This window comes from Brachybacterium epidermidis (assembly GCF_015209585.1).
Taxonomy (GTDB): Bacteria; Actinomycetota; Actinomycetes; order Actinomycetales; family Dermabacteraceae; genus Brachybacterium; species Brachybacterium epidermidis.
The window spans coordinates 17,802-35,023 of the sequence record NZ_JADEYR010000021.1; the positions used below are offsets into that span (position 1 = coordinate 17,802).

The following is a 17,222-nucleotide window of genomic DNA, read 5'->3' on the forward strand; positions in this document are numbered from 1 at the left end:
GGTACACGTATGTATCGTTTCGGCTCATGATGCGAATCCTGCGCTTCTTCCTGGCCGTGCTGACGACGGCGGCACGTGGCCTGGCCACGGCATCGCGTTCAGCAGCCCGCGCTCTCGGCAAGGGCATCAGGGCCGTCGGCCGAGGCACCTCCGCCACAGCGCGCGGCGCAGCAGCCCTGCTGCCCCGGGAGTGGAAGAAGCCGATCGCAGCTGTGTTCGTGCTGGGTCTGGCGCTGGTGCCGGTGATCTACTCCGGCAACATGACATGGTCCTTCCGGGACCCCGCCCACAGTCTCGACCAGATCACCGCAGCCGTGGTGAACCAGGACCAGCAGGCGTCGTTCACCCCTGCCGGAGGTGAGCCCACCACCATCGACGTGGGGGCCGAGTTCACCAAATCCCTGCTCGAGATCGACGAGGAGACCGCCTTCCACTTCGTGGAGGTCTCTCCTGCCCAGGCCCACCGCGGCCTGGCGGACGGCACCTACGGCGCCACGGTGGAGATCCCCTCCGACTTCTCCTCGAACATCGCCGCCCTGGGCAGTGACCCGGAGCAAGCCGCCCAGGCTGCTCCGGCCATGCTCACCGTCACCACCAACGACGCCGTGAACTACGTCGGCGGCAACTTCACCAAGTCCGTCGGTCAGGCCCTGACCGACTCCTTGCGCTCCACGGTGCTGGAGCAGTACCTGGACGGCATCTACGTGGGCTTCACCTCCATCCACAGCGGGATCGCCGACGCCGCTGACGGCGCCACCGACCTGGCTGACGGTGCCGCGCAGCTCTCCGACGGCACCGGCGATCTGGTCAACGGCGCGGGAGAGCTGGTGGACGGCACCGGGCAGCTCTCCTCCGGCGCGGACGACCTCGCCGCCGGGACCTCAACCCTTCACGAGGGCGCCCTCGACCTAGTGGTAGGGCTGGATCAGCTCAGCGACGGTGCGGTCACCCTCCGTGACGGCACCGCCTCACTCAGCGCGGGCGCGGACCAGCTCAGCGGTGGCCTGGCGACCCTGGACCGCGCGGGCCAGCCGCTGCGCTCCGGGGCCCAGCAGCTCGCCGATGGCACGGACCAGCTCGCCGCCGGGACCTCAACCCTTCACGAGGGCGCCCTCGACCTAGTGGTAGGGCTGGATCAGCTCAGCGACGGTGCGGTCACCCTCCGTGACGGCACCGCCTCACTCAGCGCGGGCGCGGATCAGCTCAGCGGTGGCCTGGCGACCCTGGACCGCGCGGGCCAGCCGCTGCGCTCCGGGGCCCAGCAGCTCGCCGATGGCACGGACCAGCTCGCCGAGGGTGCCTCTTCCCTCGCCGACGGCGCTGATCAGGTCGCGGACGGCACCCGGCAGCTGGACGAGACCGTCCGCGCGGCACAGGACAGGGCCGAGGAGCTCGGAGTCACCACCGAGAGCGTGCAGGCCGTCAGTGACGACCTGATCGTCGCGATCGATGCCCTCCAGGACGCCGTGGACGCCCGGTTCGATGATCTGGACCAGTCTGTGGGGGGCGATGCGGGCACTCTCTCGTCCGCGGCGGCCGCTCTGGACGAGGATGCCAAGGCAGTTGACGCGGACGCGCAGGCCCTGGCCTCGGAGACGGCGGACAGGGCCGCTGATGCGACCACTCTGAAGGAGCGTGCCGCGAGCATCGGGGACGACGCCTCTGCCCTGGATACCGCCGTTCAGGACGCCAAGACCGCCACCGCGGCCGCCGCCGACAGCGCTGCCGAGTCGTCATCGGGCACCCGGTCGTACACCGAGGCGGTGGACGAACTGGCCGCCGAGTACTGCAGCGGCCCGGAAGCACCCGCCGATGCAGGGTCCACCGATCCTGCGGACGCCGACCCGGCGAGCGACACCGCAGCGGAGCCGTCCGCTCCTTCGTCGGCCCCGAAACTGTGCGCGAAGCTGAAGGACATCACGGACACCTCACAGCAGGTGCGGGACGACGCCGAGGCCGCTTCTGCCGACGCCACCGCCGCAGATGACGCCACGGCCACTGCCTCCCAGCAGTCCACCTCGATCACTGAGACCGCCGCGGACATGACGGAGGCAGCGGACCGCACCGCCGCGTACCTGGACGGGCTGGCAGACACCACGTCCGCCATCGCCGACGCCACCTCCCGCATCTCCGACTCCACCGGGACCCTTGCCGACGACGCCTCTTCCCTCGACTCCGCACTGGCTTCCGCGCTCGAGCCCCCCTCGCCCGGCGACGGGCAGAGCAGCCCCACAGCGCGCGACCTGGCCGCGGAACTCACGGGGCAGGCCCGCGCGGCAGCCGAGGCGATGCCGGGCACCTTGGACACCCTCCAGCGCGGCGCACAGGACATCCACCGCCTCGACGCCGGCGCCCAGCAGGTCGCCACCGGTGCGGATCGTCTGGCCACCGCCTCCGGCACCGCTCGCGACGGCGCCAACGAGCTGGCCGACGGCGTCGGCCGGTACACCGACGGGGTGAGCACCGCCCGCTCCGGCGCCGACGATCTGGCCTCGGGTGCACGCGAACTCTATTCGGGTGCGGACCGCCTGGCCGACGGGGTCCGCACCGCTCAGGACGGCGCCCAGCAACTGGCCGACGGCTCCGGTCGACTCGACTCCGGCGCCGCCGAGCTCGCCGACGGCGCCAACGAGCTGGCCGGCGGCGTCGGCCGGTACACCGACGGGGTGAGCACCGCCCGCTCCGGCGCCGACGATCTGGCCTCGGGTGCGCGCGAACTCTATTCGGGTGCGGACCGCCTGGCCGACGGGGTCCGCACCGCTCAGGACGGCGCCCAGCAGCTGGCCGACGGCTCCGGTCGACTCGCTTCCGGCGCCGCCGAGCTCGCCGACGGCGCCGGCGCCGTGGACGACGGGGCTCGGGAGCTGTCCCAGGGAGCAGAGACCCTCAACGAAGGCGCCGGGGAGCTGGCCGACGGTTCCGCTGACCTGCGAGACGGCCTCGAGGACGCCAAGGACGAAGTGCCTTCGTACACCGACGAGCAGAGCTCCGCGATCGCCGCCACCGCTTCTGACCCGGTGCAGATGGACTTCGTCCGCGACCATGAGCTGACCCGCTTCGGTGAGGGCCTCGCCCCGCTGTTCCTCGCGATCAGCCTGTGGGTCGGTGCCATGGCGATCTTCCTGATGATGCCGCCGTTCTCCATGGAGGCAGCCGCCGCTGGAGCTGGCCCGGTGCGGCTGCTGGCAGGCGGTCTGCTCCCGGCCCTCGCCCTGGGCCTGGTGCAGTCCGCGATCGCGGTGGCGGTGCTGCACGGACCGGTGGGCATCACCGTCACGGACCTGCCGCTGATGCTGGGCATGGCGGCACTGACCAGTGCGGTGTTCGTAGCGCTGAACCACGGCTTCGGGGCCCTGTTCGGGCCGGTCGGGAAGTTCGTGGCCCTCGTGCTCGTGGCCCTCCAGATCTCCGCAGCCGGCGGCACCTACCCCACCCCCACGCTGCCGGGCTTCTTCCGCGCCATCCACCCGTACCTGCCGATGACCCATGCCGTGGACGCCTTCCGCGGGGCGATCGGGGGCAGCTGGATCGATCCCGCGGACGACCTGACCTGGCTGGGTGCATGGATGGCCATCGGGGTGGCGCTGGGCCTGGCAGGCGCCGTCGTGCAGCGCCGACGGGCCATGGTGGAGGACCGCGAGCAGGCCGGAGGCGGACATTCGGACGATGGAGGCGCCGATCCAGCAGATGGCCGGTGAGCTGGGCCTGGGGGTCGATGGGGGTCGGTGAAGTAGAACGCCTCGGAGACCAGGTGGTCGCCGGTGCCGGCGAAGCGAGAGCGGGGGTCCTGCGCGGCGCGCAGCACGGTGCCGGCCAGGGACGCCTGGTCCTCGAACAGGAACGCGGTGTGGAACAGTCCCGCCTGGCGGGGGTCCACGGCAGGCAGTCCGGGGGTGGAGACCAGCCGCACGAAGGGGACGCCGCCACGGCCCAGCACCCGGTGCACCTCGCCCGTTGCGCGAGCGGTCTCCTCGAGCGGGCTGAGGGCCAGGGCGTTCTCGTAGTAGGAGCTCATGGTCTCCAGGTCGCCCACCCGCAGGGTGACGGCGTCCATGGCGAGATCCGCCGAGAGGTGCCGCTCGTCGACCGCCGATGCGCCAGGCGTGGTGAGGGTGGAGCAGTCTGCGGGGTCCGGGGTCATGGGGAGATTCTCCCCGGGCGTGAGAGGAGGGCGGCGGGCCCATGGCCCGCCGCCCTCCGGCCGAGTCCGCTCTCCCCTGCGTCCTCGGCGTCTGTCGCCGCGCGTCCTCGCGCGGCAGGTCCGTCAGCCCTGGCTGTCCACCAGGACGCGTGGGGACATGGGGGTCAGCATCCGGGGGGAAGGGAGCGAGGGTCGAGCACCGTCATGGTGCTGATGACTCGACAGTAGCCCCCTCGGGCGGCCCGGAACGGGGACCTTTGCCCTGCAGTGCGGTGACTCCGGCCCTAGAGCCGGCGGGTGATCTCCTCGGGCGGCTCAGCGCCCGCCTCCTGGGCCCAACCGCCGCTCTCGGTGGGGGCGATGCGCACGTGCTCGCGCACTGCCCCGTTCTCGGTGACGACCCACAGCACGTCCTGCTCGGCCTCCCACAGCAGCGCGGGAGGGGCCTTGAGCGTGTACCCGTAGGCGTCGGCCCAGAGGTCCTCGCCGGCGGCATCCCGCAGCAGTACGCCCACGGAGTCCCCGGCCACGTCGATCACCGCCACGTACGCCCCGGACGGGGACACGGCCTCCGCCCCCACCTCGGTGATCGGTGCGGGGCCGACGGGCTCCGGCTCCTCCTCGGCGCAGGAGACGAGCAGCGGCGGCAGTGCGACCCCCAGGCCGAGGAGCAGCGCCCGGCGCCGCACCGCGGGGCGGGCTGGTCTCACGCTTCCTGCTCGCCCCGTGAGGCCCCGAGGCGCTCCGGGTGATCGGGGCGCTCGGGGCGTTCGAGGCCGTGCGCTCCGCCAGCTCCTGCGCGGTGGCCAGCACCTGTGCCCGGCGCTCGGGAGCCGCGGCGACGTCCTGGATCGCCCAGGCCATCGCGAGGGCCGCGTCGTGCATGAGGCGGTAGGCCTCGTCGGTCGCGGCCGCGGCGGCGAAGTCGCGGGTGTGCAGGGGGGCCGTCACCCCGGTGATGCCCACGAAGGGGTGCAGGGAGGGCACCCGCTGGGACACGTTGCCCATGTCGGTGGAGCCGGCCATCACCCCGAGGCTGCCGGTCAGCGGGCGGCCCAGCACCTCCATTCCCTCGTTCCAGGCAGTGGCCAGCACATCGTCCTGCAGCAGCGGCTCGTAGACCGGTTCGGTGGCGGTGATGTCGAGCTCGCAGCCGGTGGCGACGGCCCCGGCGCGCAGGCAGTCGAAGAGGCGGTCGCGCAGGGAGGTGAACTGCTCCATGGTCAGCGCCCGGCACTCGAGGTCGACCTCGGCCCTCTCGGGGATGATGTTGGTGACGCCGGACTGCTGGGGCACCAGCGCCAGGCGCTGCCCATCGGCCACCTGCTGCCGCAGCAGGCCCGCGGCGACCTGCGCGATCACGGCGGCGTCGTTGGCGTTGAGGCCGTCGGACGGGTTGGCGGCCGCGTGGGCTCCGCGACCGGTGGAGGTGGCGCGCCAGCGGCCCACGGCCTGGCTGGTGGAGCCCAGGGGGTCGTAGGTGTCGGTGTGGCCCATGGCGTGGGTCATCAGCGACAGGTGCACGCCCTCGAAGGCACCGCGCTCGATCAGCAGCTGCTTGCCGCCGCCGTGCTCCTCGGCCGGGGTGCCGATGACCTGCAGGGTGAGGTCCAGTTCGGGGACCGCCTCGGCCAGGGCGAGCGCGGCGCCGAGGGAGGCGCCGGCGATGATGTTGTGCCCGCAGCCGTGACCGATCTCGGGCAGGGCGTCGTACTCCACGCACAGCGAGGCCACCAGGGAGCCGCTGCCCAGGGTGGCGCGGAAGGCGGTGGGCAGCTCGGCGATGCCCCGTTCGACGGTGAAGCCGGCACCCTCCAGCAGTTCGCAGCAGCGATCGTGGGCCCGGTGCTCCTCGAAGGCGATCTCCGGATCGGCGTGGATGGCCCGAGCCACGGCCAGCACGTCCTCACGACGAGCCCGGTAGGACTCGGCGATCCTGGCCTTGGCCGGGTCGGGGTGCGCGGTGCCGTCGGGAGCGGGTGCGTCCGGATCGGCAACGGCGGGCGTGTCGGGAGCGGTGCGAGCGTCGTCGGTGGTCACAGGTCGATCCTGTCACGACGAGGGCTCCCGGCCCAGGGCCGTCCGGCACGCAGCCCTGCAGCATCGGAGGTCAACCCTGGCGCATCAGCGGCGGGTTCAGGGAGGTGCCGTCGCCGGCGCGGTACAGGCGCGCAGGGCGACCACCGGTGAGGTGGGCGCGGGTGCCCACCTCCTCGATGAAGCCCGGGCTGCGGGTGGCCTTGCGGTGGAAGTTGCCGGCGTCCAGGGTCACCCCCCACACGTCCTCGTAGACCCCGCGCAGCTGGGAGATGGTGAACTCCGGCTCCAGGAAGGTGACCGCGAGGGTGGTGTACTCGAGCTTGGAGCGGGCGCGATCGATAGCGGCCTCGAGCACGGTGGCGTGGTCGAAGGCCAGCTGGATCTCGCCGAGGTCCTGCACTGCCCACCAGCGGGCATCGGCCACCGCCTCGCCCCGCTGCGGCTCCGGGAGATTCGCACCGAGCGCCATGAAGGCCACGGAGACGACGCGGCCGCGGGGGTCGCGGTCGGGCTTGCCGAAGGTGCGCACCTGCTCGAGGTAGACGGTCTGCGAACCCAGTGAGGCCTCGTCGGCCAGCACCCGCTGGGCGGCCTCCTCCAGATCCTCCTGGGCGGTCACGAAGCCGCCGGGCAGCGCCCAGCGACCGCGATGCGGCTCCTCGTCGCGCTGCACCAGCAGCACGCTGAGTTGGCGGTCGCGCAGGGTGAGGATCACCAGGTCCACTGCCACCCGCAGGGGCTCTTCATGGGGCATGGCGGCAGGATATGAGCGTTCTGGTCGACGTGACTGCTGGTGCGGTGGCAGTCACAGGGACAACCGCTTGCTCTAGGTCACTTGGAAAGCAGGACGCGCCCCTGCCGGGACGAAGGTCCCGCGGGGCGCGTGCTGAGGGAAGGACCTCACCCCTTCAGCCAGCGGTCCCACTTCTCCACGCGGTGCTCGGCGTCCACGAACCGCACGGTGCCGGAGGTGGCGCGCATGACGATCGAATGGGTGTGCACGTAGTCCTTGTCGTAGCGCACGCCGCGCAGCAGGTCGCCGTGGGTGATGCCGGTGGCGGCGAAGTAGCAGTTGTCGGTGGTGACCAGGTCATCGGTGGTGAGCACGCGGTCCAGGTCGTGGCCGGCGTCGATGGCCTTCTGCTTCTCCTCGTCGTCCTTGGGGGCCAGGCGGCCCTGGATCATCCCGCCGGTCGCCTTGATGGCGCAGGCGGCGACGATGCCCTCAGGGGTGCCGCCGGCCCCCAGCAGCATGTCCACGCCGGTGCCGCGGGCGGCGGCGATCGCACCGGCCACGTCGCCGTCCATGATGAACTTGACGCGAGCTCCGGCGGTGCGGATCTCCTCGACCAGCTTCTCGTGGCGGGGGCGCTCCAGAACACACACGGTGACCTGCTCGACCGGCTTGCCGAGGGCCTTGGCAACCAGGTTGATGTTCTGCTTGACCGGCAGGCGCAGGTCCACGAAGTCCGCGGCCTCGGGGCCCACCACCATCTTGTCCATGTAGAACACGGCCGAGGGGTCGTACATGCTGCCGCGCTCGGCGACCGCGAACACGGCCAGCGCATTGTCGTAGCCCATCGCGGTCAGGCGGGTGCCGTCGATCGGGTCCACCGCGACGTCGACGTCGGGGCCGGAGCCGTCGCCCACCTTCTCACCGTTGAACAGCATGGGCGCCTCGTCCTTCTCGCCCTCGCCGATCACCACGGTGCCGTTCATGCGCACGGTGTCCATGAAGGAGCGCATGGCATCCACGGCGGCGCCATCGGCCCTGTTCTTGTCGCCGGCGCCCACCCAGCGGCCGCCCGCGATGGCGGCGGCCTCGGTCACGCGCACCAGTTCGAGGGCGAGGTTGCGGTCGGGGGCGGTCAGGTTCGAGGGGGATTCGCTGTTCACCGTGGTCTCCATCGTCGTAGGCGGGTCCGAGAGGCTGCCCGGCGCAGAACCGGCCGGGCCGCCGATCTGACGTGCGGATTCACTCTACCGTTATCACCCTGTGACCGGGCGGGCCCTCGCGGCGGCCTGCTGGGATGTCGGCTCTGGCAGCGAGCCGCGCAGTGCAGGGTGGATCGGCAGCGACAGCGCAACGGGCAGTCCCTCCGTCGCGGCACGCAGGCAGGCGAGGGGCGGGCGATTCGGAGGGCATGGGGGATTCTCCCCGCCACAGGTTCAGCCCGGCGCGACCTCGAGCGTCGCACCTGCCCTGAATGAGCGCTCCTGGGAATCGGCGACCGCCGCCCTCAGAGCGACGAACAGCGCGATCAGGCCCACGGCCAGCAGCATGTAACCCAGGCCTGCGATCCCCGGGATCGCCGCGGTGGTGCCGGTGGGGTCGGCCCCGTCGAGCGTGAGAACGCCCCGCACCACCATCATCACCACCGTGATCACCAGGCCCACGTTGTAGGTCCAGTAGAAGACGGTGAACGAGCGGCGCCCGGTGACGCGCATGGTGGCCTCGAGCGCCAGCACCACGAGAAACACCAGCATGCCCAGCACCAGCAGGTGGGTGTGGAGCGTGGAGAGCTGCGACTGCTCACCGACCGTGCCGGTGAGCTTGGAGTACTCGCGGTAGAAGAGACCCGAGGCCAGGCCGAGGATCATGTAGACGAAGGACGTGACGAGCAGACGATTCATCCCTCCACCGTAGGAAGCCGCTGGTCAGGCGGCATCCATCGAATGGTTGAGGTGGGCTCGTGCCTGCTCGCGCCGCGGCTGGCGGCGCCGGAGCCTGATGCGCGAGGCGCGGCTGCGAGGCGCGTCCCGTGCTCGTCGGCGCCACCGGTCGGTGATGATCGGCTCATGCAGACTCTCACCATCGGCGATCGCCGCTTCCTCATCCGTCGGGCTCTGGAGGCCGACGTGCCTGCGCTGGCGGCCCTGCTGGCTGACGACCCGCTGGGGCGCGACAGGGAGTCGGCCGACGAGCTCGGCCCGTACCTGGCGGCGTTCCGCTAGGTCGACGCGGACCCCCGCCAGCTGCTGGTCACGGTGGTCCAGGGGCAGACGACCGTGGTCGGCACGGTGCAGCTGTCCCTGATACCCGGTCTCTCGCGGGGCGGTGCCTCGCGGCTCCAGATCGAGGCGTTACGGCTGGCGGAGTCCGTGCGGGGTCTGGGACTCGGCAGCATGCTGCTGGAGTGGGCCCATGCGTACGGGCGCGAGCAGGGGGCGGTGCTGTCGCAGCTGACGTGCGACCGCAGGCGCGATGCCGCACATCGGTTCTACGAGCGGGCCGGGTACGTGGCGAGCCACACGGGGTTCAAGCGAAGGCTGTGACCCAGGTTCCTCCACAATGACCAGTTATCCACATTCCTTTCCACATCCTGTGTCCCGTCAGGTTGATTTCTCTCCGAACGGCGCGGAGTTATCCCCAATCGTCGAACGTTCTTTCGATTGTCGGTGCCGCGACACAGAATGGGAGCATGGAACCTCAGCTCCCAGGCGACGACACCACCAGGTCAGGCAACAGCCTGCCCGCTGGTGACGTCCTCGCGCGGGCGCTGGAGCGCGCCTCCCGCCTGCCGAACTCCGGCGCGGTGAGGAATATCGTGGGCGAGATCATCGCCCGCGCGCTGGCCGCATTCACCGCCACCGTGTCGGTGCTCGATCCCGTTCCTGATACGCAGCCCGGCTCGCCCCACGAAGCCCTCGCCGTGCTGGCGGGGATCGAGCAGCTTCGCGCGGGGATCGCCGCACTGGAGGCCACATGGCAGGTGGCGGCCGAGGACCGCATCCGCGAGGCGGACGCCGCTCGTGATGTGAGGGACCGGGACCAGGGGCGTGCCGCCGCGAATGAGGTGGCCCTGGCCCGCCGCACCTCCCCCAGCTCGTCCTCCATGTCATTGGCATGCGCGCGCAGGCTGGTCGCGCAGATGCCCACCACCTACCAGCAGCTGGCCCAGGGGCGCCTGCCTGAGCGCAGCGTCCATGCCATCACCCGTGCGCTGGACAACGCGGATCCGGCCACGTGCGCCCGGATCGACCGATGGATCCAGGAGGATCCCACCCGTCTCGACGGCCTCGGCACCCGTCGCCCCGGGCAGCTCGTGCGGGAGATGAGCCACGCCCTGCATCCGGGTGACTCCCGTGCCCGCGCCGAGCGCGCCGCGCGGAAGCGGAACGTGACGATGGTTCCCCTCGGTGACGGCATGGCCCGCATCTCGGCCACCCTGCGCGCATTGGATGCCGCCGCCGTGATGAAGAGCCTCACCACCGGGGCGGAGGCCCGCCGCGCGGCCGGCGCCCGGGACTCGTTCGGTGCCCTGCAGGCCGATCAGCTCGTCGCCGCCGTGACCGGGGGCACCTCCGGCACCCCCGGGACCAGGCACGACGTCGGGATCGTGATCACCGACCGGGCCTTGCTGGGCGGCGCGGCCGATGCAGAGTTCGCCCGCATCGAGGGATACGGCGCGCTGCCCGCGCACATCGTCACCGACACCATGTGCGGGCGCCCACCCGGCTCCATCACCCCGGCCAACCGCACCTGGAGGCAGCACGAGCACGCCGATGCCGCTTCGACCGCGGTGTTCCGCCGCCTGTACACCCACCCCGTCAGCGGTGAACTGGTGGCGATGGAGTCCACCGCCCGAGCGTTCCCGGTGGGCCTGGCGCGCATGATCCGATGGCGCGACCAGACGTGCCGCACCCCCTGGTGCAACGCCAGGATCCGGCATCTGGACCACATCGATCCCCACGCACGTGGAGGGCCCACCAGCTTCAGCAACGGGCAGGGCCTGTGCGCTCGCTGCAACTACCTGAAGGAGCACGGGCACTGGGTGGTGCAGACGGCGACCTCCCCCGCCGCCGGGGCCACGGCGATCACCTGGAGAAGTCCGCACGGGGCTCAGGGCACGTCGCCCACCCCGCGATCGGAGCCCGCCCCGCCACCGGCGTCGAGGCCACGCTCCCCGCAGCCCGATCCCCTCCACCAGCTCCCCCGGCTCCACCTCATGCCTTCGACGACCCGCCGTTCTGACTCCGGCACGCCCAGCGTCCCCCACGCAGGGGCATCCCGCCGCGCGCCCGCGCATGGCAACGTCCGGCATCCGCGCTCGACCAGCAGGCGGATGCGGGAGACTCACCATGGTGACCCAGGCCACTCGTCCGCTCCGGGCAGGGATGGGCCGCGTCGCTGCCGCCGCCACCCACGAGCGAAAGGACCCTCGATGAGCGCCTCCGACGGAGCCACCTACGCCCCCGCCGCCATGCCCAAGCCCGTGGTGGAGCCCGGTGAGTTCGTGTTCGCCGCGATGCACCTGGACCACGGGCACATCGTGGGCATGACCGAAGGCCTGATCGGGGCCGGCGGCACCCTGCGCTGGGTGTACGACCCACAGCCCGAGCGCGCCGCCGCCTTCCAGGAGCGGTTCCCCGAGGTCCGGATCGCCGACAGCGAGGAACAGGTCCTCGCCGACGAGGAGGTGCGCCTGGTGGCCGCCGCCGCGATCCCCTCGGACCGCGCCCCGCTGGGCATCCGGGTGATGGAGGCCGGCAAGGACTACTTCACCGACAAGACCCCGCTGACCACCCTGGACCAGCTGGCTGCGGCCCGCGAGGCCGTCACCCGCACCGGGCAGAAGTACGCCGTGTACTACTCCGAGCGGATCCACGTGGAGGCCGCCGTCCTGGCCGGCCAGCTGATCGACCGGGGGGCCATCGGCCGCGTGATCCAGGTGATGGGGATGGGCCCGCACCGCCTGGGCGCCCCGGAGTCGCGCCCCGACTGGTTCTACTGCCGCGCCCAGTACGGCGGGATCATCACCGACATCGGCTCCCACAACTTCGAGCAGATGCTCACCTTCACCGGCTCCGAGGACGCCGAGATCCTCTCCAGCGCGATCGGCAACTTCGCCCACCCCGACCATCCCGAGCTCGACGACTTCGGGGAGGCGCACATCGCCCTGTCCTCCGGTGCCTCCGGCTACGTGCGGGTGGACTGGTTCACGCCCGACGGTCTGCGCACCTGGGGTGACGGCCGCACCTTCATCCTGGGCACCGAGGGCTACATCGAGCTGCGCAAGTACGTGGACATCACCACCGACAACGGCCCCGGCCAGGTGCTGCTGGTCGACGGCGACGGGGAGCACCGCATCCAGGCCGACGGCCAGGTGGGCTACCCGTTCTTCGGGGACCTGATCCTGGACGTGCTGAACCGCACCGAGAACGCCATGACCCAGGATCACGCCTTCAAGGCCGTCGAGCTGGCGCTGAAGGCTCAGGAGCAGGCGCGGGTGCTCACCGAGCCGCGGTGAGCTGCGGGCTCACTTCCCCGCAGTGAGCTGCTCCCGCACCTCGCCGCGCAGCACCTTGCCGATCAGGGAGCGCGGCAGGTCCTCGACCACCACGATCCGGCGCGGCACCTTGTAGGCGCTGAGCCGTTCCTTCGCCCAGGCGCGCACCTCGGCCTCGTCGATCTCACCGGAGGCGATGACGGCGGCGACCACCTTCTCGTCGCCCCGCTCCTGGCGGATGCCGACGACGGCGGCCTCCTCGATGGCGGGGTGGTCGCGCAGCACGCGCTCCACCTCGCTGGGGGAGACGTTGAAGCCGCCGGTGATGATGATCTCCTTCTTGCGGTCCACGATAGTGGCGAAGCCGTCCTCGTCGAGCGTGACCAGGTCGCCGGTGCGCAGCCAGCCGTCCTCGGTCATCGCCTCGGCGGTGGCCTCGGGGTTGTTCCAGTAGCCCTGGAACACCTGGGGGCCCTTGACCAGCAGCTCGCCGCTCTCGCCGGGGCCCACGTCCTCGCCGTCCTCGTCGACCACCCGGCGCAGGGTCGAGGGGAAGGGGATGCCGATCGTGCCGGTCTTGCGGGTGTCGGAGAAGGGGTTGCCCATGGCGATGGGGGCGCACTCGGTCAGGCCGTAGCCCTCGACCAGCCTGCCGCCGGAGACGGACTCCCACAGCTCCACCACCTCGTCGGGCAGCGTCATGGCACCGGAGATGCACCACTTCACGCCCTTGAGCGAGATGCCCTTCTCCTTCGCGCCCTGGGCGGTGCGCTCGTACAGCGGCGGCACCGCGCAGTAGATGGTGGGCGGGCTCTTCTTCATCGCGGTCAGCGCCATGTCCACGTCGGGGCGGGGGAACAGCACCTGGCGGACCTGCTTGTACACGCCGAAGGTCACGTACAGCACCATGCCGAAGGCGTGGAACATCGGCAGCATCGCGTAGCTGGTCTCCTCGCCCGTGCGCGCGCCGTGCATCCAGGCCACGCCCTGCAGCGCATTGGCGTACATGTTGCGGTGGGAGAGCATCACGCCCTTGGGCACACCGGTGGTGCCCGAGGTGTACTGGATCGCGCCCAGGTCCTCGATCGTCGGCCGCGGGTGGGAGGCGGGCAGCTCGGGATGCGACACCAGCTGCTTCCAGGTCATGTCGCCCGCCTCGCCACTGCTGAGCTGCTTCCGCTGGGCGGCCAGCTTCGGCACCGGCAGACGCAGGGCAAGTCGCTTGACCAGCGGGAAAGCCTCCAACAGGTTCACGGCCACCACCTTCGGTGCCGACGGGACGGCGCGCAGCTTCGGCACCACGGTGTCCAACGCGATGGCGATGCGGGCGCCGTGGTCGGCGAACACCTCCTCCAGCTCGCGCTCGGTGGAGAGAGGATTGTGCTCGCACACGATGCCGCCCAGCCGCAGCACCGCGTAGAAGGCGATCAGGTGCTGCGGGCAGTTCGGCAGCAGGATCGCCACGCGGTCGCCGGGGCGCACGCCCATGCGTCGCAGGCCCTCCGCGGCGCGGCTGATCCGCTCCCCCATCTCGGCGTAGGTCATGGTGGCGCCGAAGAACTCGGTGGCGACCCTGTCCCCGGCCTCAGCGCAGGAGCGCTCACACATGTCGGTGAGGGACTCGTCGGGGACCTCGATGCGGGCAGGGACCCCGGCCCCGTAGAAGCGGGTCCAGTCGGGGGCGCCGTCGTGGTCGGGGGCGCCGTCGTGGTCGGGGGCGCCGTCGTGGTCGGCGGTGCCGGGGCGGTCCGGGGTGCCTGGGCGGTCCGGGGTGCCGGCGTGGTCGGGGGCGGGGTGCGGGGCGGGGGCGGCGTCGCTCGTCATGATGCTCTCGAGTCTAGGGAGCGGAGGCCCGTCAGCGCGGTGATGCCCATGCGCCGTGCGAAGCCTGCCGCTGCGCCCGCAGGTGCCACCCCCACAGGGCGCTGCCGGCCAGTACGAAGCACAGCGCCGTCACCGCCAGCGAGACCAGGCTCGCGGTGGCCAGGGGCGCGATCACCCCGGCCAGCAGGGCGTTGGTGAGCAGCGTGAAGAACGTGCCCAGGGAGGCGGCCGCGCCCCGCTCGTAGGGGAACAGGTCCAGGATCTCCAGCTGGATCGGCGCGAAGAACAGCGAGGCCGTGAAGCTCATCAGCATCGGCCCCACCAGCACCGGCAGCAGTGAGGCGTCGAAGCTGCCGCTGGGCGTTGGGGCGATGATCACCAGCAGCAGGTTCACGGTGCTGGTGACGATGGTGGCGAGGTAGCCGATGGTGATCAGCCGGGAGCGGTCCACCGCGTCGGCCGTGCGGCCCACCACCCAGGAACCGCAGATCATCCCGATGATCAGGGGCGCGAACAGCACCCAGAAGTCCTGCTCGCCCAGGCCCAGCAGCCGCACCACGATGATCGGGGCGGAGGCCACGAACACGAAGTGCGCAGCGAACCCCAGGGCCGTGGCCGCCGCGATCCGCAGCATGACCGGCGAGCGCCCCACCCGCCACAGGGCCCCCACCACGGAGCCCAGGCGCAGCGGGGTGCGGTGCTCGCGCGGCAGGGACTCCGGCATCATCGCCGTCAGCACCAGCACCACCACGCCGTAGATGCCGACGCCGGCGAACACCCAGCGCCAGCCCCCCAGCAGCAGCAGCCACCCGCCCAGCACAGGCGCCAGCACCGGCGCGAGGGCGAAGATCATCATCACCCGGGCCATCAGGCGCTGCGCCTCGGCCCCCTCGAACAGGTCGCGGATCACCACGCGGGAGACGATCGTGGCGGCACCGGCGCTCGCGCCCTGCAGGATCCGCAGGGCGATCAGCACGCCGAGGCCGCCGGCGAGGATCGCGCCGAACATGGCCAGCAGGTAGATCACCAGGCCGCCGATCATCACCGTCTTGCGGCCCAGGGCGTCCGAGAGTGGGCCGTGGAACACGCTGAGCACCGCGAAGGCCCCCAGGTAGGCGCTGATCAGCTGCTGCAGCTCGGCCTCGCTGGCGCCGAACTCCTCACCGATGCGGCTGAACGCCGGGAACACCGTGTTGATGGTGAAGGGACCCAGCATCGCCAGGGCAGCGAGGGTCAGGGTGATGCGGGCACTCGCGCGTGCCGGGGGTGTCTCAACTGCCACGCAGGTTCCGTCGTACGAATCTTCCGGCGGTGCGCACGGGGCCGGCGCCGGCGGCCAGCAGCATGCCCATCAGGGCCGTGGTGCCGCCCGCGCCGATCAGCAGAGGATCCCTCATGCGGCCCCCGGCCGACGGCTGCGAGGCCAGCACCGTGGAGATCCCTACCAGCAGCGCGCTCATCGTCATGCCCACGATCAGGCGGTCAGCAGTGTTCTCCATGCGGGTGATGACCTTGTCGAGGTCCGCGGCGTCGATGTGCACGTCCACACCGCGGCTCTCGTAGTCGTCCAGCAGGCGCAGTGCCCGCTGGGGCAGGTCGGTGCCCAGCCGCAGCGCGGTGCGGCCCGCCATTCCCGCTCGCCGGGCCAGCGCCTCGGGGCTCAGCAGCTCGCCCATCGCGATCGGCAGCACCTCCTCGAGCACCGTCGCGACCTGGAAGCCCGGATCCAGGGCGACGGCGCTGGACTCGGTGAGCACCAGCATCCGCAGCAGGGCCGAGACGTCCGAGGGCAGCTGCAGGCGGTGGCGGCGCAGCAGCGCGGTGATGCGCTCCACCACGGCGGCGACGGAGATCTCTCCCAGCGGCTTCTCGGTCAGCATGTCCAGCAGTTCGGACACGTCGCGCGAGAGCCGCCTGCGGTCCACCCCGCCGCGTGGGGGCGCCAGCTGCAGCAGGGCGGAGACCGCGCCGTCCTCGTCCTGTCGGCCCAGGGCGAAGGCGAGCCACAGCAGGTGCTCGCGCACCTGCGGGGAGAGGGTGCCGACCATCCCGAAGTCGATCAGCCAGATGGTCCCGTCGGTCTCCACGAACAGGTTGCCGGGGTGCGGGTCGGCGTGGAAGAAGCCGTCCACCAGCACCATCCGCAGCAGGGACTCGGTGGCGTCGTGGGCGACCTTGCGGCGGTTGATGCGGGCGGCGTCCAGCGCGGCGGTGTCGGTGATGACCATCCCGGTGACGAACTGCTCGGTGAGCACCTCGGAGGTGGTCAGCTCCCGGTACACGCGGGGGACCCGCACCGTGCGGTCCTCGGCCAGGTTGCGGCGCAGACGACGCGCGTTGTCCGCCTCGGTGCGGTAGTCCAGCTCGCGGCGCATCATGCGATCGAAGGCCGCCACCACCGACTCGATGTCGGCGTCACGGGCGAGGGACCACTCGCGGGAGGCCAGGGCCGCCAGGGAGCGGATCAGGTCCAGGTCCGAGTGGATCATCTCCGCGGCACCGGGCTTGCGCACCTTCACGATCACCTCGGTGCCGTCCTGCAGGCGGGCGCGGTGGGCCTGGCCGATGGAGGCCGACGCCAGCGGCACCTCGTCGAAGTGCGAGAACAGCTCGTGCGGGTCCGCGCCCAGCTCGCGCCGGATCGTCTCTGCGATCTGCGCATAGGTGACGGGCGAAGTGCTGGTCTGCAGCTTCTCCAGCTCCGAGGTGTACTCCAGCGGGAGCAGGTCGCGGCGGGTGGAGAGCATCTGGCCGAGCTTGACGAACGTCGGCCCCAGGTCCTCCAGGGCGCGGCGCAGGCGCATCGGGCCGGGGACGGGGCCGGAGTCGTCGCCGGAGAGGTGGCGGTACACCAGTCCGGTCATGTGCTCGCGCAGGCCGATCTGATCGGCGAGGGCCGACATGCCGTTGCGCACCAGGACCTCGGCGATCCGACGGTAACGGGCGGTGACGGAGGCCATGATGGCCATGCTAGCCAGGGGCCGGGT

At 71.5% G+C, this 17,222-nt stretch carries 11 protein-coding genes and 1 pseudogene; 4 read left to right on the forward strand and 8 right to left on the reverse strand.

Annotation, left to right across the window (positions count from 1 at the left end; translation table 11 throughout):
• Positions 1-26: 26 nt before the first annotated feature.
• Entirely contained in the window at positions 27-3,698 is a 3,672-nt protein-coding gene (locus IOE58_RS14705; protein ID WP_193866863.1) for a YhgE/Pip family protein, read from the forward strand.
• A gap of 20 nt (positions 3,699-3,718) precedes the next feature.
• Here the strand turns inward: IOE58_RS14705 and IOE58_RS14465 are convergent.
• From IOE58_RS14465 to IOE58_RS13425, 5 genes and pseudogenes are all read right to left on the reverse strand, one after another.
• Positions 3,719-4,054 (reverse strand): annotated as a pseudogene (locus IOE58_RS14465) (VOC family protein); the annotation flags it as partial.
• Between the two features lie 402 nt (positions 4,055-4,456).
• The gene (locus IOE58_RS13410) at positions 4,457-6,181 is read right to left on the reverse strand and encodes an amidohydrolase (RefSeq protein ID WP_348981996.1); all 1,725 of its coding nucleotides are present in this window, start codon (positions 6,179-6,181) and stop codon (positions 4,457-4,459) included.
• 70 nt (positions 6,182-6,251) lie between these two features.
• On the reverse strand, positions 6,252-6,935 hold the full coding sequence (locus IOE58_RS13415; RefSeq protein WP_193866864.1) for an NUDIX hydrolase: 684 nt from the start codon (positions 6,933-6,935) through the stop codon (positions 6,252-6,254).
• Between the two features lie 146 nt (positions 6,936-7,081).
• Positions 7,082-8,089 carry a class II fructose-bisphosphatase gene (gene glpX / locus IOE58_RS13420; protein ID WP_193866865.1) on the reverse strand — a complete coding sequence of 336 codons (1,008 nt, stop codon included), beginning with the start codon at positions 8,087-8,089 and terminating at the stop codon, positions 7,082-7,084.
• 261 nt (positions 8,090-8,350) lie between these two features.
• Positions 8,351-8,815 carry a DUF2871 domain-containing protein gene (locus IOE58_RS13425; protein WP_193866866.1) on the reverse strand — a complete coding sequence of 155 codons (465 nt, stop codon included), beginning with the start codon at positions 8,813-8,815 and terminating at the stop codon, positions 8,351-8,353.
• Positions 8,816-8,980: 165 nt separating this feature from the next.
• On the opposite strand from IOE58_RS13425, the gene IOE58_RS14470 reads away from it, so the two are divergent.
• From IOE58_RS14470 to IOE58_RS14825, 3 genes are all read left to right on the forward strand, one after another.
• The gene (locus tag IOE58_RS14470; protein ID WP_228020160.1) at positions 8,981-9,136 is read left to right on the forward strand and encodes a hypothetical protein; all 156 of its coding nucleotides are present in this window, start codon (positions 8,981-8,983) and stop codon (positions 9,134-9,136) included.
• Between the two features lie 24 nt (positions 9,137-9,160).
• On the forward strand, positions 9,161-9,457 hold the full coding sequence (locus IOE58_RS14475; protein ID WP_228020189.1) for a GNAT family N-acetyltransferase: 297 nt from the start codon (positions 9,161-9,163) through the stop codon (positions 9,455-9,457).
• Positions 9,458-9,603: 146 nt separating this feature from the next.
• Complete coding sequence (locus IOE58_RS14825; protein ID WP_348981997.1) at positions 9,604-12,432, forward strand: Gfo/Idh/MocA family protein; 2,829 nt, start codon at positions 9,604-9,606, stop codon at positions 12,430-12,432.
• Between the two features lie 9 nt (positions 12,433-12,441).
• On the opposite strand, the gene IOE58_RS13445 is transcribed toward IOE58_RS14825, so the two are convergent.
• The 3 genes from IOE58_RS13445 to IOE58_RS13455 all read right to left on the reverse strand — a co-directional run.
• Positions 12,442-14,235, reverse strand: coding sequence for a long-chain-fatty-acid--CoA ligase (locus tag IOE58_RS13445; protein WP_228020162.1), 1,794 nt, complete (start codon positions 14,233-14,235; stop codon positions 12,442-12,444).
• 31 nt (positions 14,236-14,266) lie between these two features.
• Entirely contained in the window at positions 14,267-15,517 is a 1,251-nt protein-coding gene (locus tag IOE58_RS13450; RefSeq protein ID WP_193866867.1) for an MFS transporter, read from the reverse strand.
• Positions 15,507-17,222, reverse strand: a 1,716-nt coding sequence (locus IOE58_RS13455) for an ABC1 kinase family protein (RefSeq protein ID WP_228020164.1), incomplete at its 5' end; no start/stop codon positions are given. The genes IOE58_RS13450 and IOE58_RS13455, both read right to left, overlap by 11 nt.